The sequence below is a fragment of the Desulfobulbus oligotrophicus genome, from assembly GCF_016446285.1.
GTDB lineage: Bacteria > Desulfobacterota > Desulfobulbia > Desulfobulbales > Desulfobulbaceae > Desulfobulbus > Desulfobulbus oligotrophicus.
This window is the reverse complement of the sequence record NZ_CP054140.1, coordinates 2,006,001-2,024,112: the sequence shown is the minus strand read 5'-3', so window position 1 is coordinate 2,024,112 and position 18,112 is coordinate 2,006,001. Positions and strand designations below refer to the sequence as shown.

Here is an 18,112-nt window from a genome sequence, read left to right as displayed (position 1 = left end):
TCCGGGTGCATAATTTGCTAGCCCCGTTACATACAGCTTCTGTCGGCTCATCGATCCGGGTGCATCGGCCGGAAGCTTTTTCAGCAACTTTCAGATCCGCACACACCCATGGCCGAAGAGAACAGTACCGGGGAACGCACAGAAACCCCATCAGCGAAACGACGCGCCGACTTCAGAAAAAAAGGACAGGTCGCCCAGAGCCGTGAGGTGCAGACTGCGGCCATGTTCACCCTGATCTTACTGTTCTGGATGGGATTTGCGCCGATCTTCTGGGCAGAGATCAGAGAAGCCGTAGCTGCTATCTGGCGGGCCAGTGGAGAATATGCGGTTACACCCAGCTCAATAATGCAGCTGGCCTACTATCTCGGCGCCACCCTGGCCTTCACCCTGCTGCCGCTTTTTCTGATGGCCCTGCTGATCGGTTTTTTTGCCAGCTTCCTGCAGATCGGCTGGCTCTTCACCACCCAGCCGCTGTTACCGGATCTGAAGAAACTGGATCCCATCAAGGGAATGGCCCGACTGTTTTCCAAGCGCTCGATAATGGAGGTCATCAAGTCACTGTTAAAGGTTGGTCTCATCGGCTGGGTGGCCTTCAAAACCGTGCAGAGTGAATTTGACAAGGTCCTGCTCCTCACCGATGCGCCGGTGGAGCACACCATCATCTTTCTCGCCAAAACCGCTGCCCTGGTCATGGCCAAGGTGGCCGGCGTCATGATCGTTCTGGCTGTTCTGGACTATGCCTTTGTCCGCTGGGAGATGGAACAGAAGATGAAGATGACCAAGCAGGAGCAGAAGGAAGAGATGAAGGAGACGGAGGGCGATCCACACATCAAGTCAAAAATCCGTTCCATCCAGCAGCAGATGGCCAGACAGAGGATGATGGCCGCCGTGCCCACGGCTGATGTGGTCATCACCAACCCAACCCACTATGCGGTTGCAATCAGATACGATGCCACAAGCATGAGCGCCCCGGTTGTCCTGGCCAAAGGCCGGGATCTGGTTGCAAAAAAGATTCGGGAGATTGCCAAAGACCACCACGTCCCCCTGGTGGAAAACCCGCCGGTGGCAAGATTATTGCATTCCAGGGTTGAGGTGGGTCAGACCGTCCCTGAAGAGCTGTTCAGGGCGGTTGCGGAAATTCTGGCCTATGTGTACTCCTTAAAAAGACGATAAGCAATGCAAGCGGTGAACACTTCAACACTACTGGCCCGGCTGCGACCGGCAGAACTCCTCCGGCGCAGTGACATCATGGCCTCCGTGGGGCTGATCGGCATCCTCCTGCTGATGATCATCCCCCTGCCGCCGCTCATCCTCGATCTGTGCCTGGCCCTGAACATCACCATTGCCATCCTCATCCTGATCATCAGCCTGTACACGGAAAAGGCGGTGGAGTTTTCCATCTTTCCATCCGTCCTCCTGGTCACCACCCTGTTTCGTCTTGCCCTGAACGTGGCCTCCACCCGCCTGATCCTGCTTCACGGCCACGAGGGCATGAACGCCGCCGGGTCGGTTATCGAGGCCTTTGGTCAGTTCGTGGTCGGCGGATCGTATGTGGTTGGTCTGGTCATCTTCATCATTCTGGTGATCATCAACTTTATCGTCATCACCAAGGGTGCCGGCCGGATTGCCGAGGTTGCCGCCCGCTTCACCCTTGATGCCATGCCCGGCAAGCAGATGGCCATTGATGCAGACCTCAATGCCGGCCTGATCGATGAGACCCTGGCCCGTCAGCGGCGCGAAGAAGTGGCTGATGAGGCGAACTTCCACGGCGCCATGGACGGTGCCTCAAAGTTTGTACGTGGCGATGCCATCGCCGGTATCATCATCACCCTGATCAACATCGGTGCCGGTTTTATTATCGGTGTGCTGCAAAAAGGCATGTCCCTGGCTGAGGCTGCAAAAAACTACACCATCCTCACCGTCGGGGACGGCCTGGTCTCGCAGGTCCCGGCGCTCATCATCTCCACGGCTGCAGGCATGCTGGTGACCCGGTCAGCCGGTCGTAACGATTTCGGCGCGGAGATGAAAAGCCAGTTCACCCGCCACAGCAAGGCGTTGTGGGTTGTCGCCGCCATCCTCCTCGGCTTTGCGCTCATCCCCGGCCTGCCCTTCCTGCCTTTCCTCGTCCTGTCGGGTATTCTCGGCTACAGCGCCTATCACCTGGACAAAGCAGAGGCCGCCAAACCAGTGGACGATGTGATGGAGCACCAGCCTCAGCCGGTGATCAAACCGGATCAGGACTATGAGAAGATGCTCACCGTTGATCTGATTGAGCTTGAGGTCGGTTACGGTATGATCCCCTTTGTCGATGCCAACCAGGACGGAGAGCTCCTGACCCGTATCCAGTCGATCCGCAAACAGTTCGCGCTGACCACCGGTTTCATTGTACCGCCGATTCATATCAAAGATAATCTGCAACTCAACCCCAACCAGTACACCATCAGTCTCAAAGGGGTGGTGGTTGCCACTGCGGAGATGATGCCCGGCTACTACATGGCCATGGATCCGGGTCTGGTAACGGAAACCATCAAGGGGGTTCCCACTCGGGAACCGGCCTTTGATCTTCCGGCCACCTGGATTACCGAAGACAAACGGGAACAGGCGCAGATTGCCGGTTACACCGTGGTGGACTGCATCACGGTGGTGGCGACACACATCAGCGAAATAATCAAGAAACACGCCTATGAACTTCTGGGCCGTCAGGAAACTCAGAATCTGATTGATAATCTCAGCAAAACTTATCCGAAACTCACTGAAGAACTGGTTCCCCATGTGGTGAATCTGAGCACCATCATGCGGGTACTGCAGAATCTGCTACGGGAAAATGTCTCCATCCGTGACCTCCGATCCATCCTGGAGACCATGGCCGACTACGCTCAACTCACCCAGGATACCGACATCCTGACCGAATATGTGCGCCATGCCCTGTCGCGATCACTGACTGCAAATCTTGTTCAGCCCGACAATACACTGCCGGTACTGACCATGGACCGTAAGGTGGAAGAGACCATTCAGACAGCTGTCCAGCATCGTGAACGCGGCAGCTACCTGGCCCTGGACCCGACAACAGCACAAAAGATACTTGATAACCTCAACACACTGCTCACCTCAACAACCGGCCTGCAGCAGCCGATCCTGCTGGTTCTTCCACAGATCCGCCCGCATGTCCGCCGCCTGGTGGAGCAGTACTTTCCCAATCTGATGGTACTGTCACACAATGAAATCACTTCAAACATCCGCATCCAATCCGTTGGCATGGTGACCGTTAATGCAAGTTAAAGTCTTTGAGGCACCGGACATGGCCACCGGCCTGAAGATGGTGAAAGAGGCCCTGGGCCCGGACGCACTCATCCTCTCTACACGGACGATCCGCAACGGCATACTCGGCAAACCGATCATGGAGATCACTGCTGCTGTTGACGCGGACTGGCGTCAGCCGGAGGTGCGGCAACCGCACCTCTCCCCGCTTCGACCTCCGGTCCGGAAAAAACGTATTCCCCCGCAGGCCGACATATCCTATGATGAACTCTGGGCCCGGCGTGAGCCTGCCCCACAGCCCTCCTCCACTCCTCCTGTTGCAGAACCGCCACCGGTCTCCCGGGAGATCCAGGATGAACTGACCGAGCTGCGCAGCCTGGTCAGCGGCCTTTCGCAGCGGATCAGCCGGCTTGACACCCCTGTGGCAGCGACCGTCACCCCTTCACCTGTGCAGGCATGTCAACCAACCGTCACACCTGCCGCGGTTGATCCGGTCACCGAATTTCTCACCGGCTACGGGATCAACCAGGAAACCGCGCGAGTGGTGGCCCGTTTTACCAGAGATACCCTTGAGCAGGCCGGTGCTCCGGGCAGCGACTCCCCGCAGGCGGTGCTGAAGACCGCCATCACCCGCCTCTTCAGTACGGAACAGATACTGCAACGGCCCCGGACCGGCCAGTACCGTCTCAGCCTGATCGGGCCGACCGGTGTCGGTAAAACGACTACCCTGGCCAAAATTGCGGCACACTACCTGAGCCGGTTTAACGGGCGTATCGGTCTGATCACCATTGATACCTACCGTATTGCCGCAGTCGAACAGCTGAAGGTGTACGGGGAGATCATGCGCCTGCCGTTGGAGGTGGTGATTAATCCGGGCGAACTGGAACAGGCCTTGCAAAAGTTCAGCGAGATGGACCTGATCCTCATTGATACTGCCGGGCGCAATCCGCGCAACAACATCGATATCCAGGAACTGGCATCTTTTTTCAAACCACAGCTGAACATTGAACATCACCTGCTTCTCTCGGCTGCCACCCGGGAAAGAGAGGTCGAAGAGACGATCCGCCGATTTTCAGTGCTGCCCATCAGTAACTTTATCTTCACGAAAATCGACGAGTGTGAACAGTTGGGTGTCCTCCTCAACATTCACTACAAGAGCGACACCCCCATCTCCTTTCTGACCAATGGTCAGCGAGTGCCGGAAGACCTGCTGATGCCGTCTCCGGCCGACATCGCCGACCTTATTATAAACGATCACGGAAATCTGCACCATGGCTGAGCATACCCATCATACTGACCAGGCAAGCACCCTGCGGGACATGAACCACTCAAACCCAACAGCACCCCATCCCGGTCGCCCGGCAACCCGCGTCCTGTCGGTCACCAGCGGCAAGGGAGGGGTCGGCAAAACAGCTGTTGTCGCCAACCTGGCCATCCTGCTCGCCCGCATGGAGAAGCGGGTGCTCATCCTTGATGCTGATCTGGGACTGGCCAATATCGATGTCGTCTTCGGTCTGGCACCGGGCTACAACCTCAACCATTTTTTTGCCGGTCACCAGAATCTGGAAGCCATCCTTGTTGACGGCCCGGAAGGCATAAAGATTCTGCCTGCCGGCTCCGGGATGCAGCGGTTTACACGGCTCGACAGTCAGCAGAAGATGCGTCTGTTGGATGCGCTGGAGAGTATGAACAGTGATTTTGACTTTGTGCTCATTGATACTGAAGCCGGTATTTCAGAAAACGTCACCTACTTCAATACGGCTGCTCAGGAAATCCTGGTGGTCACCACGCCCGATCCGACAGCAATAACCGATGCCTACGCACTGATGAAGCTGCTCTCGACCCAGCACCATGAAAAACGCTTCAGCCTGATTGTCAACTGTATCAAAAGCGAGGAAGAGGCCCTGGATGTGTACCGTAAACTCACCATGGTGGCCAACCGTTACCTTGACATCTCCATTGACTACATCGGCTCGATCCCCCGCGACAGACTGATGATCGATGCCATTCGCAAGCAGCAGACCCTTGTGCAGCTCTTTCCGGACTGCCGAACCAGCCATGCCTTCAAGGCCCTGGCCAAAACCGTTGCCCAGGAACCACAAACCATACAGCCAAAGGGCTCCATCCAGTTCTTCTGGAAACGCCTTCTGGAATTCAACGCGAAATGACGACCTCCACCCCCATCATTCTACACAGAGTCCGTTGCCATGCTTCCACCAGTCCCCCCTCTTGACGACCGTTCTCAACTGATCAGAGACAATATGTCCCTGATCGAACTGGTGGTACAACGTATGATCCCCCAGGTGCCGAGTTTCATGACCAAAGAGGATATGGTCAGTGCGGCCATGGTCGGCCTTGTTGATGCTGCCAACAGGTTCGATCCCGGCAAAGGGGCCAAATTCAAGACCTTTGCCGAGTATCGGGTCCGTGGAGCCATCTTTGATGAGATGCGCAGACTCGACTGGTTTTCCCGCACCATGCGCGACAAGCAGAACCTGCTCACCCAGACCATGCTCCGCCTCGAACACGGTCTGGGGCGCTCACCCGATGAGCTGGAAATGGCTGCCGCCCTGGACATATCCCTTGAAGAGTATCAGAACCTGTTAACCGAGGTCAGTCATCTCGGCTGTGTCAGTCTGCATGAGACCCTGGATCATACCGAAGAGGGCCGGAGTTTCTTAGACAACCTTGAAGATATCAGTGGAGCGATCCCGAATGAACTCATCGAGCAGTCTGAGATGAGCCGGCTTCTGGCGGAGCTGATAGAAGAGCTGGCGGAAAAAGAACGGCTGGTCGTGGCGCTCTACTACTACGAAGAACTGACCCAGAAGGAGATAGCGGAGATACTTGAGGTTTCTGAAGGCAGGGTCTCCCAGCTCCACAGTCAGGCCCTGTTGAAGCTGCGCGTCAAGCTCATTAATTCCGATCTCTACGAACCATAAAACCCGAGGGGAAGTACAAGCCATGTCCGACATCCTGTTCCCGGCTTTAGCCGTTGCCTGTCTGGTCATTCTGTGCTGTTTCGTTATCCTCTTCCTGATCAGGAAACAACGCTTTACAAGAGAAGAGGAAACCCGCAGACTTGTGGTGCTCCAGGAGAAAATCGCTGCAGCTCTTGCCGATGAAGGCTTTGAAACCGATAAAGAGAGTTTCAAGACCAGCCTGAAAATCGCCAGCCTCACCACCGGACTGCAGCGTCCCCGGCTGGAAAATCTGGCAAAGCTGGATAAACAACCACCGGAAAAGTATCGGATTCTCAGCAAACTGGCACTTCAGGGACTGGGAGCAGAGGAGATTGCCGCCATTCTTGATATCTCAACCGTGGAGGCCGTACAGCTCCTGAGCTTAAGTCAGGTCGCCAAAATCAACCACTGACACCGGATGACGGCTTTAACCGTTAAGAAAGGCGGCCGGGCAACCGACAAGAACAGTATGATCGCCTCAGAACCAACCTCAACCTGAAACAACGCTACTCATGGGTTCCGGAAAATACAGCGCGCTCAGTGGAGCAGTGTCACGGGAGCAGGCCATCAACAACATTGCCGCCAACCTGGCCAACGTCAGCACCGCCGGGTTTAAAAAGGATCGGCTGAGCTTTGCCGCCATCCTTAAGGGCACGCAACAGACAGAAAAGGCTGCCGGCATCAACCATACCCGTGTCCGGACCACTGCAACCGATTTCAACCAGGGCGGCCTGCGGACCACCGGCCGATCTCTGGATGTGGCCATCGATGGTCCGGGTCTTTTCAAGATCATGAAAGACAACACCACCCTGTACACCCGGTCCGGAAGTTTTGTGGTGGACAGTAACGGCCTGGTGCAGACTGCAGACGGGTATACGGTTATCGGTAATGGCGATGCACCGCTGCAGCTGGATACCACCTCAGGCAAGGATATTGCCATCAGTGAAAGCGGCGAGATTGCTGTCAACGGCATCCTCTCCGACGCCCGGCTGGCAGTGTTCACCGTGCCTGACGACAGGGAGCTGGTGAAGATCAGCAACAACCTGTATCGGCTGGACAGCGGCGAGGCGCAGCCCATGCAGCAGTACCGTGTTATCCAGGGCTCTCTTGAGACCTCGAATGTAAACATGATGGAAGAGATGACCGCCATGATTGCTGCCCAGCGGTTATTTGAAGCCCACACAAAAGCCATCGAGAGCTTTGCCAAAATCAGTGAAAAACAAGATGAACTGGGTTCGCTCTAAGATCTCTTTTTGCTCCTTACTCCACCAAACATCGCACACGAGGTAAAACCATGCGATCTCTCTGGACGGCAACAACAGGCATGTCTGCTCAAAACCTCAACATGGACGTCATTGCCAACAACCTGGCCAACGTCAGCACCTCGGGCTTTAAAAAAAGCCGGGCAGACTTTCAGGATCTGCTCTACCAGATAGTCAAGGTGCCCGGTTCTCCAACCTCCGCGGATACCACCTCACCCACGGGAATCCAGGTGGGGCTGGGGGTAAAACCTGCTGCTGTCACGAAGATCTTCACAACCGGCGATATTGTGCAGACCAGCAACCCGCTGGATATCGCCATTGAAGGGACCGGATTCTTTCAGGTCTCCATGCCCGACGGTACAACCGCCTACACCAGAGCCGGCACCCTCAAACTCGATGGAGACGGCAGGATCACCACCTCGGACGGCTACCCCGTTGAACCGGAAATCGTCATTCCGGAAGATGCCCTTGAAATCACCATCAGCCCGGACGGCACCGTCAGCGCCATCCTCGGCAGTGACACCATAACCACCGAGCTGGGCAACATCGATCTGGCCGACTTTGTCAACGACGCCGGACTAATCGCCATCGGTAAAAACCTCTTTCGTGACACCGAGGCCTCGGGACCGGCCCTCATCGGCACCCCCGGTGAAAACGGTATCGGCACCCTGCTGCAGGGGTATATTGAAAACTCCAATGTCAACCTGGTGGAAGAACTGACCCAGATGATCACGGCACAACGTTCGTTTGAGATCAACTCCAAGGTGATTACGACCTCAGACGAGATGATGCGAACTGTTACCAACATGGTGTGATGCGCTCTCTTGTTCAGCTCCTTGTTCTGACAACTTGCTGTCTGCTGTGGCATCATCCCTGTCTTGCGGCGCCGGTAACCGTCAGTTTCCAAAAAACAGCGGCAGTGACCGCCGCCCGGATTATGCTGGCTGATATTGCCGATATCAGCCCCGACGGGGATCTGACAGAGCAGATCGGCCGGCTGGTGGTCGGCGTGGCACCACCACCGGGCAAGACCAAGGAGTTGCAGACAGCGGCAGTAATCACCGGCTTACGCAACCGCCCGGAAGTGGCTGATGTCGACTGGCAGGGCAGCCCGACCACGGTTGTTGAACGGACAACACAGATCCTTCACCAACAACAACTCTTTGACATCATCACCGCCTATATCGATGCAAAGAGTGACCTGCTGCCCAAGGCGGCCGAGATACTCTTCATCCCGATCCATGCTCCTCAGGAGGTGATGGTGCCGCCCGGTGAGCTGGGCTGGCAGGTAACGCCATCCAAACCCGGTATTGTCGGCAGCAACAGTTTTGTCATTCACCTGCTGGTTGACGGCAAACCGGCCGGTACCCAGGTGGTACGCGGCAGGCTGGAGGTAAAGGCCGAGGTGGTGACCACGGTAACCGGCATGCAACGTGGCGATATCCTGTCAGCGGCCAATGTCCTTGTCCAGAGTCAGGACATCACCGGCATTGATGCCCCTTTTTCAGAAATCAGCGAGGTTATCGGTAAGCAGATGGCGCGCACCGTGGCTGCCGGCACGGTGCTCAAGGCCGATCATCTTGTCCTGCCGCCGGTTGTTAAAGACGGTGAGATGGTCAAGATCCTGGCGCGTAAAAAGACCATGCTGGTCTCTGCTCATGGACTGGCACGAACCAACGGCCGTGTGGGTGAGATGATTACGGTCAAAAACATCAGTTCAAACAAGATGATCTACGCCCGGGTCCAGGGACCCGGCGTTGTTACTGTGGAGTTTTAACCATGCGCAGCCTGTACACATCTCAACATACACCGGCCTTCAGACAGCATCCGGGCCGGGCTTTTTGCCTGTTCAGTCTTTTACTGCTTCTCTATGGTATGAGTGGCTGTGCCTCCCATGTTCAGGAGATCACCACAGTGGAACCTCTGGAGGAACCGGTGGTTGCCAACCCCAGGCCACAATCGCCCGGCACCCTGTGGAATGGTGATGACAGCAACTGGCTGGCCGATGTGAAGGCCCGTCGGGTGGGGGATATTGTAACGGTCATTATTAAGGAGCAGGCAAAGGCCTCGAAGGAGGCCACCACCGACACATCGCGTGACTCCAGCATATCTGCCGGGATCTCCAGTTTTTTCGGCCTGGAGGAAAGCGTTGAGGAAAAAACCAGAATCACCCCCTCGTCCATGATCGGGGCAAGCACCGGCAACCAGTTTGAAGGCAGGGGCAAAACAACCCGGGCGGAAAACCTGGCTGCCACGCTGACCGCTCAGGTGGTGGAGGTGTATCCCAACGGCAACCTCAAGATTCGCGGCGGCAAGTCAGTGGCCGTGAACAATGAGAATCAGATCATCTACCTGACCGGGATTGTACGGCCGCACGATGTGACAGCCGGCAATACTGTGGATTCCGGCAACATCCTGAACGCGCAGATCACCTACACCGGCAAGGGAGCAATTTCCGACAAACAAAAACCCGGCTGGCTGACCCGCATTTTTGACCACACCTGGCCCTTCTGATTGTACTGGAGAACTGTATCATGCCCTGCTCATCAATGTACCGCACCGCCTTTCTCCTGATCGCGGCTCTGCTTTGCCTGGCAACCTCTGCCCAGGCCACCCGTATTAAAGATCTGGCCGATATTGAAGGTGTCCGTGAAAATCAACTGATCGGATACGGCCTGGTCATCGGCCTCAATGGCACCGGCGACGACATCAAGAAGTCGGTGTTCACCAAGCAGGCTATCATCAACATGATCAAACGAATGGGCATGGCACTGCCTGATGGAATGTTTCAACAGATGAAGACCAAAAACGTGGCCGCGGTCATGGTCACGGCGCAGCTGCCGCCCTTTGTTCGTCCGGGTTCTCTCATCGACATCCAGGTCTCCTCCATCGGCGATGCCTCAAGCCTGTCAGGCGGCAGCCTTCTGATGACCCCCTTAAAAGGACCTGACGGCAGCACCTATGCGGTTGCGCAGGGGCCGCTGGCTGCGGGCGGTATTGCCTTTGGCGGCAAGGCGGCCAAGGCACAGAAGAACTTCACCACCTCCAGCCGCATCACCGGCGGCGCCATTGTGGAACGGGCGGTTGACTACGAGCTCCCTGCTGCCGGCGACATCCTGTATCAGCTGCGGGAAACCGATTTCACAACCTCAACCCGCATCGCCGAGGCCATCAACACCCGTTTCGGCAGCCGGACCGCCAGAGCCATTGATTCACGAACCGTCCGGGTCAGCAAACCTGCCCACTATCCCGGCGACAACGTGAACTTTATCTCTGCTGTGGAAAAGATCGAGGTGGCACCCGACGGCCCGGCAAAGATTGTGGTCAACGAGCGAACCGGCACCATTGTCATGGGGCAGGAGGTTCGTATTGCCACGGTTGCCGTATCGCACGGCAACCTCAGCCTGGTGGTTTCGGAATCCGCTGAAGTCAATCAGCCCAATCCCCTGACGGAAGGGCAGACCACTGTCACCCCGAGAACCGATCTGGCCGTTATCGAAGAGGCCGGTAACCTGGTTGTCATGCCCAAGGGCATCAACCTAGGTGAGGTGGCCCGGGCCCTGAATGCCATCGGTGCCACCCCCCGGGATCTCATTGCCATCTTCCAGGCCATCAAGGCTGCCGGTGCCCTGCAGGGTGAACTCATTATTCTCTGACAACAGACTCTCAACAGACCCATGAAAACACTCTTAACGCCTATCCTTCCTCCCATGACCACCAATCCTGTTGCCGACAGGCAGTCTGCAGATATGGATCGGCAAGCCTTGAAAAAATCCTGCCAGGATTTTGAAGCGATCTTTATTCAGTCACTTTTTCAGGCCATGCGCAAGACCGTGCCGGAAAACAGTCTGTTTGCACAGAACAGTACCACCGCGATGTTTGAAGAGATGATCCATCAGGAGCTCGCCGCAACCATGGCCCGGACGCAGAGCATCGGTATTGCCGAGCAGATGTACCGCCAGATGGAAAAAAATCTGCCCCCGGAAAAATAATCTGTTCACCTTCTGTAAAAAAAATACAATCCTCCCTAAAGATTTTTCCAGCACCAGCCGATAGAGAGTCAACAGGAAGAAAAACTTCCTGTCCAACGAGCCAGGACGGCTCAAATACTCTGCACGGAGGCAGGAAAAATCATGATGAACATCAACCCCAACCCGCAGTACAGCAGCCTGCCTGTCAGTCAGCAGCCAGGTGCTGGTCTATCAGCTGACTCCAGGTTACGTCCTCCTGACAGCCAACTCCAACCCGATGACAACATCAGTCTGCACCAAAAACCCTCTCCACCCCTCACCTATTCAAAAAACCTGCAGGTGAATACCGGCAGCAACGCCCAACTGAGCATGCTGAGGGATCTGGTTGCCAACCTGCTGCGGGAGCAAGGTGTCAACACCACCATTGCCACCGGCAGCGGCGAGATCAGCCTTGAGACCCTTACCGTTGAAGAGGCGCAGGAGCTGGTGAGCGAAGACGGATACTTTGGCGTTGAACAGACCTCAGAGCGGATCTTTCAGTTTGCCATTGGTCTGGCAGGAGGCAACCCCTCACATATCGATGCCGTTAAAAAAGGCATTGATCAGGGGTTTGCCGAGGCAAAAAAAGCATTTGGCGGCTGGTTACCCGACATCTCCTATACCACCTACGATGCAGTTATGCAGAAGTTGGATACATGGGTTACCGACGCCAGGGCAGCGGTTTGATTCTATCCTGAGGTGAACGCGATGACTGTGGAATTTTTTGGAGTACGAGGCGTGGGACAGATCGGTGGTCTCAACAAAACAGGCGCAACCGGAGGTACACAGAAAACCTCGAAAAGCGAAAGTAAAGAAGGGGCCTCCTTTGCCTCTTCCCTTCATGGTGCAGGCCATGTTTCGGGTCCGGCCAAAGCTGAAGAGGCGGAACGTGCCGCCCGGGTACAGGCCCTGAAAGGACAGGTGGCCAGCGGCCAGTACGATCCTGACTTAAACAAGGTTGCCTCCAGTCTGTTACGATTTCTGGTGGATGGCTGACAGCATGGAAAGAGAAACCGTTCGCATGCTGCTCACTCAGTTGCGCGATACCATCCGCCAGGAACGCGAACATGCCAAGGCGCTTGACATCAACGCCATGCTCGCTGATGTCAAGCGCAAGGAAGGACTGCTCCATGCCTTGAGCGGGGTCACTGATCTGCACCCCGACGACCGGCTCTTCGCCCAGGAGATCCGGCAGGAAAACCGCCGCAACGCCTATCTTTTCCGGGCGACTTTAAACTGGATCCAGGAGACCATGGAGTTCTTCGGCCGGAAAACCGTGCCGGTCACCTACAGCCAGCACGCACGTTCTCAGGACAGCATCATCAACGGCCGTCTTCTCTCCGGACGCGTTTAATCCCCCTTTCTCCTTCTTCTCTCTGCTGCCGCGTTCCCGCTGCAACAAAACAGCAAACTTATCCATCCTGCTCTGTCTGGTACGGATAAATCGGTCAGGGACTTAAGTCCTGCCACGAATCTGCCGATACAAGGAGAAACAGGGAAAATCATCCGCCTGCCCAGCCGGGGGCGGTAAAAGGTTTGCCCCTTAACCAGCTAAACTTATGCAGCCACGAACAGGAACCGATACATGACCAGCCTGCTCAACGCCCTCAATGCCGGTAAGACGAGTCTGCTGACCAATCAGAAGTCCATCGAGGTTGTCGGCACCAACATCGCCAACATCAATACCGCCGGTTACTCGCGACAACGGGCAGACCTCTCGGATGTGCCTGCGCTCAACTTCGGGGATTTCTTCATCGGTCAGGGAGTGGCGGTCACCTCTGTGAGCCGGGATTACAACCTCTTTATCAACCAGCAACTGCAGAGCAAATCCATTGAGTACGGCGAAGAGACCGGCAAATCAAACTCCCTGGCCGAACTGGAGCGGGTGTTCAATATCGGAAAAGATAACCTGGCAACCCAGATCAACGAGTTCTTTGACGCCTGGCGAGAGCTGACCACCAATCCAAACGGCCAGGTGGAGCGCGACATCGTCATTCAGCGCGGCCAGTTTCTAGGAGACGCCTTTCAGGGTATCACCACCGAACTGGACACCATCCAGCAGAACATGAACACGGAGATTGCCGCTGAAATCGACGGGCTCAACGAAAAGATCGCGGAGGTGGCCAGACTCAACGAACGGATCAGCATGGTTGAGGTTGCCGGACAATCGGCCAATGCGGCCCGCGACCAGCGCGATGTCCTGCTCAATGAGCTGTCGGAAGCCCTGGGCGTACAGAGTTATACCGACAACCGCGGCATGGTCAATCTGCTGTTGCCCGGCGGTATGCCCCTGGTGCAGGGGAATATGGCCTCAACCATCACCACGGTGTCCAACGGCACGGATGTCCATCTGCAGCTGCAGGTTGCCGGATCAACCCTTGAGGTGTTTCCCGAAAACCTGGGCGGCAAGATGAAGGGCATGTTTACGATCCGCGACGAGTTCATTGCCGGTCTTCGACAGGATCTCAACACCCTGGCCCGTGACTTCACCGAGGCGATCAATACCGAACACCGCAGCGGCTACGGCTCCGACGGGGTGAGCGGCCGCGACTTTTTTCTGGATATGGCCACCCTGGGGCCAAACGATGTGCCCAGCCGCAACGTCCGGGTGGTGCTGACCGATGGTTCCCAGGTTGCAGCAGCAGGCAATCCGGCCGCCGCACCCGGTGACAACGAGGCTGCCCTGCGGATAGCGCAACTGGAAACCGGCCACAAGGTTGCCGGCACCAAAGACACCTTTGACAGCTTTTACAGCACGATCGTTGCCACGGTCGGCATTGAGGCGGCCCGCAACAGACTGGCGCTCAGCGGGGCCAGGGATGCCACCGTGCAACTGCAAAACCTCCGTGACGGCTACTCCGGCGTGTCACTGGAAGAAGAGATGATCGATTTGATTCAATTTCAACGGGGGTTTGAATCCTCAGCCAAGTTTCTGGCCACAGTGGATGAGATGATCAGCACCCTTCTGGAACTCAAGAGGTAAGCCATGAAAGCCACTCAAGCAACCACCTATCGCATGCTGGGCTCGCGTCTTGACGACATCTCCCGGCAGCTTGAAGACATGCGTCTGATGGGCACAACCAACAAGAAGCTCAACCGGCCGTCGGACAACCCCTCTGCCGTGGGCCCGGTGTTCAACATACGGCAGCAGCTGGCCCATGTTGACCGGTACGTGGACACCATGGGCAAGTCGCTTGATACCATGCAGGCCACGGACAGCCATCTTGATCATGTGGAAAATATCATGCAGCAGGCCAAGGAGATCGTTACCAACGCGCTCAACGGCGCACTGAACGAAGAGGACCGGACGGTTTTAGCCGACAGTCTGGCCAACCTTCGCAAAGAGTTGCTGGCCACGGCCAACAGTTCAATCAACGGTCGCTACCTGTTTGCCGGCTACCAGGAGAACACCGTCCCCTTTGCGGAAAACCCGGCCTACGACCCGCTCCTCTTCAATGCAGACGACTCGTCAACCTGGCCCTATCTCTACCAGGGAGACGCGCATGCCACCACCCTGGAGATCACGCCCGGTGAAACGATTCCGATCAACCTGACCGGCAGCAACCTGTTTTTCGGCACCACCAGCTGGGACCCGGCCGATCCGACGCAAAACGCCACTGAACCCGGCCGCTACAACCTCTTTGTGACACTCACCAGAGCTGAAGAGGCGATCCGTGCCAACAGCAGCGACGACATGCAGGCCGGCCTGGCGGATCTGGAGGGCGCTGCCCAGCAAAACCGGCAGCTCCGCGCCCAGCTGGGCAACCGGGCCGCCCGTGTGGAGACCGCCATGGCCCATCAGGAGGAAACGCGGGTTGATCTGCAACAGATACTTTCCCGGTATGAGGATGCCGATATCTTTGAAACCTTTACCGCCATCATGGAGCAGGAGACCGCCCTGCAGGCCGCCCTGAGCATAACGTCCAAGGTATCGCAGCTCTCCATCCTCAACTATCTCTGAGCACGTGCCACCGGTAAAACCACTTGCCATTCAGCCCGGTTTACAGAATACTGGCAACCGTAGGTTCACACTGCTCAAACGGTCTACGGTATGTGCAGGATTCCCCTCTTCCTCATTTCCGGGCAATGGTCCGGGGTTTTAAACAGGAGTGGCTATGCTGGTGCTGACCAGAAAACCCGGTGAAGGTATCCTCATCGGTGACACCATTGTTGTCAAAGTTATCGAGGTGAAAAACGGCGGGATCCGCATCGGTATCGATGCCCCCCAGGACACCAAGATCTACCGCCAGGAGGTGTACGATCGCATCCGGCAGGAAAACATCGGGGCAGCTGCCGGCTGGGATATGACCGACCTGGACCTCTTAAGTGACAAACTTGCAGACAGGGCCTTAAAGAAATGAAGACCATCCACACCCGTTTTGGTGAAATTACGTACGATCCATCGCATATCCTGCACTTTCCGGAAGGATTGATCGGACTGGAACAGTTGAAAAACTTTCTGGTGATGCCCAATAAAAAACAGGGGCCCCTGTTCTGGATTCAGAGTGTTGATGACCCGGATTTTGCCGTTGTGGTGACCGATCCCACCAACTTCTTTCTTGACTACCGGGTGGTCCCTGATACAGCTGAACAGAACCTCCTGGGAACAGATGCTGCCGGCACATGCTTTGTACTGGTTATTGTGTCCATCTCCAAACAGAAACAGATCACCCTCAACCTCCAGGGTCCTATCCTGTACAGTCCGGCCACCAATCGGGCCATGCAGGTGATTGTGGAAGACCCCCGCTACAGCACCCGTATGCCGCTGCCCACCACTTGACCACAACCTGTTTTTTCTTGTTCTGAGATCGCTCAACCGACAAACCCCTCCACCGGGCCGGACTGGTATCTGTCCAGCTGCCCGGTGAAGAGATCGCCTCTTTCAGCTTGCATCAGGCCTGCTCTTTTCCGCTTATACGGCCCCATCCTTTTCAACCTTCCGGTTTAAAGTTTACAAACCGTACCTTTTCAGCAACAGCAGGAGGTTTTTATACCTGTCTAACCAGCTGAGAAAACACATTTCTTTAAAAAAGTTATCTTTTTTACTCTTTTGGAAGAGAAAAGAGCTAAAGATTGCTATCGTGCCGCTCGATAAGAGAGGCAAAGGAACACAGCTTGTGCTGCTGCAAACCAACCAGCACACACGTTTTTTAAAACAACTCAACAGACGGAGGGACACGAACCAACAACAGCCACAGAAGAGCTTAATCGTTGTACCAGTTTGTTCAGATACTGAAAACCAGCAGCACGGATGCTGCGAAATAACAAGCCAAAAACTATTCATGGAGGAATATCATGGCACTGACAGTTAACACCAACATTGCTTCTTTAAACGCCCAACGTCACCTGAACGCCAACCAGACCAACCTGGCAAAGTCCATGCAGCGGTTGTCCAGTGGTTTGCGGATCAACTCGGCCAAGGATGATGCCGCTGGTCTTGCCATCTCAGACCGGATGACCGCACAGATCCGTGGCCTGAACCAGGCAGTGCGCAATGCCAACGACGGGATCTCCCTGGCCCAGACCGCAGAGGGTGCCTTGCAGGAGACCACCAACCTGCTGCAGCGGATCCGTGAACTGGCGGTCCAGTCAGCCAACGACACCAACAGTGAGGAGGATCGTGCATCCCTGCAGGCAGAGGTGGTTCAGAACCTTGAGGAGATTGACCGTATTGCCAACAATACAACGTTCAACGGCAGGAAACTTTTGGATGGCACTGCCCCCACCATGACCTTTCATGTTGGCGCTGATAGCGGTGACTCACAAAAGATTGAGGTCACTATCGGTAGTGCCACTGCGAGTGACCTTAATGTGGATGCAATTAGTATTGCTGATTCAAGCGATGGGGGGGATGCAGATGCTGCCATCACGGCTGTTGATGCGGCCCTGGCAACTGTTGATGAGATCCGCGGCAACCTGGGTGCGTATCAGAACCGGTTTGAGTCCACTATTGCCAACCTCAGCAACGTATCGGAAAACCTTGCTGCTGCCCGGTCGCGCATCCTGGATGCAGACATTGCCCAGGAGACCTCGGAGATGACCAAGAACAACATCCTGCAGCAGGCCGGGGTGTCCATCCTGGCCCAGGCCAACCAGAACCCGCAGCTGGCGCTGAGCCTGCTCTCCTAACCCAAACCCGTACCCCGGAGCAGCCTGATCGGCTGCTCCGGGCCGTGCTGTCCGGTTGGCAGGCAGAACCATACTGCAAGCCAACCCGACTCCGCATCCACGTTCAGATGACAGGGAGGTCACCAGATGAACATCGAAGCAATGGGTACGGCCAATCTCAGTCCACCCCGAAGCAATGAACCGGCGCAGCAGGTTGAGCGCCGTCGCCAGGAACCCGACCAGGAGCTGCAAGGCACTTTGCAGGGCAACAAAACACCCCCGGAAGAGCTGATCAACCAGATCAAGGCCATCACCGAAGACGGACTGTACAGTGTGCGCTTTGAGCGTGACGGGAACACCGACGCCCTGATCGTCAAGGTGGTTGACAGTGAGACCGATGAGGTGATCCGCCAGATCCCCCCTAAAGAGCTGTTGCACTTAAACGAACAGCTCCGGGAGATGAGCGGTAATCTTGTTGATACTGTTCGCTGATTCGATCCGCCGGGAGATA

21 protein-coding genes are annotated in these 18,112 nt (G+C 56.0%); all 21 read left to right on the top strand.

What is annotated here, in order from left to right; genetic code table 11:
• Positions 1–108: 108 nt before the first annotated feature.
• The 21 genes from flhB to HP555_RS09030 all read left to right on the top strand — a co-directional run bounded on the left by flhB (position 109) and on the right by HP555_RS09030 (position 18,093).
• Complete coding sequence (flhB, locus tag HP555_RS09130) at positions 109–1,173, top strand: flagellar biosynthesis protein FlhB (protein WP_199261749.1); 1,065 nt, start codon at positions 109–111, stop codon at positions 1,171–1,173.
• Positions 1,174–1,176: 3 nt separating this feature from the next.
• Positions 1,177–3,279, top strand: coding sequence for a flagellar biosynthesis protein FlhA (gene flhA, locus HP555_RS09125; protein ID WP_199261747.1), 2,103 nt, complete (start codon positions 1,177–1,179; stop codon positions 3,277–3,279).
• Complete coding sequence (flhF, locus tag HP555_RS09120) at positions 3,269–4,537, top strand: flagellar biosynthesis protein FlhF (protein ID WP_199261745.1); 1,269 nt, start codon at positions 3,269–3,271, stop codon at positions 4,535–4,537. Before flhA ends, flhF begins: the two co-directional genes overlap by 11 nt.
• Entirely contained in the window at positions 4,530–5,426 is an 897-nt protein-coding gene (locus tag HP555_RS09115) for a MinD/ParA family protein (RefSeq protein ID WP_199261743.1), read from the top strand. The genes flhF and HP555_RS09115 overlap by 8 nt, the downstream gene beginning before the upstream one ends.
• A 39-nt stretch (positions 5,427–5,465) precedes the next feature.
• Positions 5,466–6,200, top strand: a complete 735-nt coding sequence (locus tag HP555_RS09110) for a FliA/WhiG family RNA polymerase sigma factor (RefSeq protein ID WP_199261741.1) — start codon at positions 5,466–5,468, stop codon at positions 6,198–6,200.
• Between the two features lie 22 nt (positions 6,201–6,222).
• Positions 6,223–6,633 (top strand): nucleoside transporter family protein, encoded by a 411-nt coding sequence (locus tag HP555_RS09105; RefSeq protein WP_199261739.1) that lies wholly within the window; start codon positions 6,223–6,225, stop codon positions 6,631–6,633.
• Positions 6,634–6,733: 100 nt separating this feature from the next.
• Complete coding sequence (flgF, locus tag HP555_RS09100; RefSeq protein WP_199261737.1) at positions 6,734–7,465, top strand: flagellar basal-body rod protein FlgF; 732 nt, start codon at positions 6,734–6,736, stop codon at positions 7,463–7,465.
• Between the two features lie 50 nt (positions 7,466–7,515).
• Positions 7,516–8,298, top strand: a complete 783-nt coding sequence (gene flgG, locus HP555_RS09095; protein WP_199261735.1) for a flagellar basal-body rod protein FlgG — start codon at positions 7,516–7,518, stop codon at positions 8,296–8,298.
• A complete protein-coding gene (flgA, locus tag HP555_RS09090) occupies positions 8,298–9,260 on the top strand; it encodes a flagellar basal body P-ring formation chaperone FlgA (protein ID WP_199261733.1) in 963 nt (320 codons plus the stop codon). Before flgG ends, flgA begins: the two co-directional genes overlap by 1 nt.
• A gap of 2 nt (positions 9,261–9,262) precedes the next feature.
• Positions 9,263–9,997, top strand: coding sequence for a flagellar basal body L-ring protein FlgH (locus HP555_RS09085; protein WP_199261731.1), 735 nt, complete (start codon positions 9,263–9,265; stop codon positions 9,995–9,997).
• Between the two features lie 20 nt (positions 9,998–10,017).
• Positions 10,018–11,139, top strand: a complete 1,122-nt coding sequence (locus tag HP555_RS09080) for a flagellar basal body P-ring protein FlgI (RefSeq protein WP_233249127.1) — start codon at positions 10,018–10,020, stop codon at positions 11,137–11,139.
• A 21-nt stretch (positions 11,140–11,160) separates the two neighbouring features.
• A complete protein-coding gene (locus HP555_RS09075) occupies positions 11,161–11,475 on the top strand; it encodes a rod-binding protein (RefSeq protein ID WP_199261729.1) in 315 nt (104 codons plus the stop codon).
• A gap of 141 nt (positions 11,476–11,616) precedes the next feature.
• Positions 11,617–12,180: a hypothetical protein gene (locus HP555_RS09070; RefSeq protein ID WP_199261727.1), complete on the top strand. Its 564-nt coding sequence runs from the start codon at positions 11,617–11,619 to the stop codon at positions 12,178–12,180.
• Positions 12,181–12,201: 21 nt separating this feature from the next.
• A complete protein-coding gene (locus HP555_RS09065) occupies positions 12,202–12,489 on the top strand; it encodes a flagellar biosynthesis anti-sigma factor FlgM (RefSeq protein ID WP_199261725.1) in 288 nt (95 codons plus the stop codon).
• Between the two features lie 4 nt (positions 12,490–12,493).
• Positions 12,494–12,847, top strand: coding sequence for a flagellar protein FlgN (locus HP555_RS09060; protein WP_199261724.1), 354 nt, complete (start codon positions 12,494–12,496; stop codon positions 12,845–12,847).
• A gap of 231 nt (positions 12,848–13,078) precedes the next feature.
• Positions 13,079–14,476, top strand: coding sequence for a flagellar hook-associated protein FlgK (gene flgK, locus HP555_RS09055; RefSeq protein ID WP_199261722.1), 1,398 nt, complete (start codon positions 13,079–13,081; stop codon positions 14,474–14,476).
• Positions 14,477–14,479: 3 nt separating this feature from the next.
• On the top strand, positions 14,480–15,454 hold the full coding sequence (gene flgL, locus HP555_RS09050) for a flagellar hook-associated protein FlgL (protein ID WP_199261720.1): 975 nt from the start codon (positions 14,480–14,482) through the stop codon (positions 15,452–15,454).
• 154 nt (positions 15,455–15,608) lie between these two features.
• Entirely contained in the window at positions 15,609–15,854 is a 246-nt protein-coding gene (gene csrA, locus HP555_RS09045; RefSeq protein WP_199261718.1) for a carbon storage regulator CsrA, read from the top strand.
• Positions 15,851–16,273, top strand: coding sequence for a flagellar assembly protein FliW (locus tag HP555_RS09040; RefSeq protein WP_199261717.1), 423 nt, complete (start codon positions 15,851–15,853; stop codon positions 16,271–16,273). Before csrA ends, HP555_RS09040 begins: the two co-directional genes overlap by 4 nt.
• A 515-nt stretch (positions 16,274–16,788) precedes the next feature.
• Entirely contained in the window at positions 16,789–17,622 is an 834-nt protein-coding gene (locus HP555_RS09035) for a flagellin domain-containing protein (RefSeq protein ID WP_199261715.1), read from the top strand.
• A gap of 126 nt (positions 17,623–17,748) precedes the next feature.
• A complete protein-coding gene (locus HP555_RS09030) occupies positions 17,749–18,093 on the top strand; it encodes a flagellar protein FlaG (protein WP_199261713.1) in 345 nt (114 codons plus the stop codon).
• Positions 18,094–18,112: the final 19 nt, after the last annotated feature.

Bases quoted from the DNA above. Each gene is read 5' to 3' on its own strand.
- flgA (WP_199261733.1), top strand. From the start codon at position 8,298: ATGCGCTCTCTTGTTCAGCTCCTTGTTCTGACAACTTGCTGTCTGCTG.
- HP555_RS09105 (WP_199261739.1), top strand. From the start codon at position 6,223: ATGTCCGACATCCTGTTCCCGGCTTTAGCCGTTGCCTGTCTGGTCATT.
- flhB (WP_199261749.1), top strand. From the start codon at position 109: ATGGCCGAAGAGAACAGTACCGGGGAACGCACAGAAACCCCATCAGCG.
- HP555_RS09040 (WP_199261717.1), top strand. From the start codon at position 15,851: ATGAAGACCATCCACACCCGTTTTGGTGAAATTACGTACGATCCATCG.
- HP555_RS09035 (WP_199261715.1), top strand. From the start codon at position 16,789: ATGGCACTGACAGTTAACACCAACATTGCTTCTTTAAACGCCCAACGT.
- HP555_RS09070 (WP_199261727.1), top strand. From the start codon at position 11,617: ATGATGAACATCAACCCCAACCCGCAGTACAGCAGCCTGCCTGTCAGT.
- flhA (WP_199261747.1), top strand. From the start codon at position 1,177: ATGCAAGCGGTGAACACTTCAACACTACTGGCCCGGCTGCGACCGGCA.
- flhF (WP_199261745.1), top strand. From the start codon at position 3,269: ATGCAAGTTAAAGTCTTTGAGGCACCGGACATGGCCACCGGCCTGAAG.
- flgK (WP_199261722.1), top strand. From the start codon at position 13,079: ATGACCAGCCTGCTCAACGCCCTCAATGCCGGTAAGACGAGTCTGCTG.
- HP555_RS09115 (WP_199261743.1), top strand. From the start codon at position 4,530: ATGGCTGAGCATACCCATCATACTGACCAGGCAAGCACCCTGCGGGAC.
- flgL (WP_199261720.1), top strand. From the start codon at position 14,480: ATGAAAGCCACTCAAGCAACCACCTATCGCATGCTGGGCTCGCGTCTT.
- HP555_RS09080 (WP_233249127.1), top strand. From the start codon at position 10,018: ATGCCCTGCTCATCAATGTACCGCACCGCCTTTCTCCTGATCGCGGCT.
- HP555_RS09065 (WP_199261725.1), top strand. From the start codon at position 12,202: ATGACTGTGGAATTTTTTGGAGTACGAGGCGTGGGACAGATCGGTGGT.
- flgG (WP_199261735.1), top strand. From the start codon at position 7,516: ATGCGATCTCTCTGGACGGCAACAACAGGCATGTCTGCTCAAAACCTC.
- flgF (WP_199261737.1), top strand. From the start codon at position 6,734: ATGGGTTCCGGAAAATACAGCGCGCTCAGTGGAGCAGTGTCACGGGAG.
- csrA (WP_199261718.1), top strand. From the start codon at position 15,609: ATGCTGGTGCTGACCAGAAAACCCGGTGAAGGTATCCTCATCGGTGAC.
- HP555_RS09060 (WP_199261724.1), top strand. From the start codon at position 12,494: ATGGAAAGAGAAACCGTTCGCATGCTGCTCACTCAGTTGCGCGATACC.
- HP555_RS09075 (WP_199261729.1), top strand. From the start codon at position 11,161: ATGAAAACACTCTTAACGCCTATCCTTCCTCCCATGACCACCAATCCT.
- HP555_RS09110 (WP_199261741.1), top strand. From the start codon at position 5,466: ATGCTTCCACCAGTCCCCCCTCTTGACGACCGTTCTCAACTGATCAGA.
- HP555_RS09030 (WP_199261713.1), top strand. From the start codon at position 17,749: ATGAACATCGAAGCAATGGGTACGGCCAATCTCAGTCCACCCCGAAGC.
- HP555_RS09085 (WP_199261731.1), top strand. From the start codon at position 9,263: ATGCGCAGCCTGTACACATCTCAACATACACCGGCCTTCAGACAGCAT.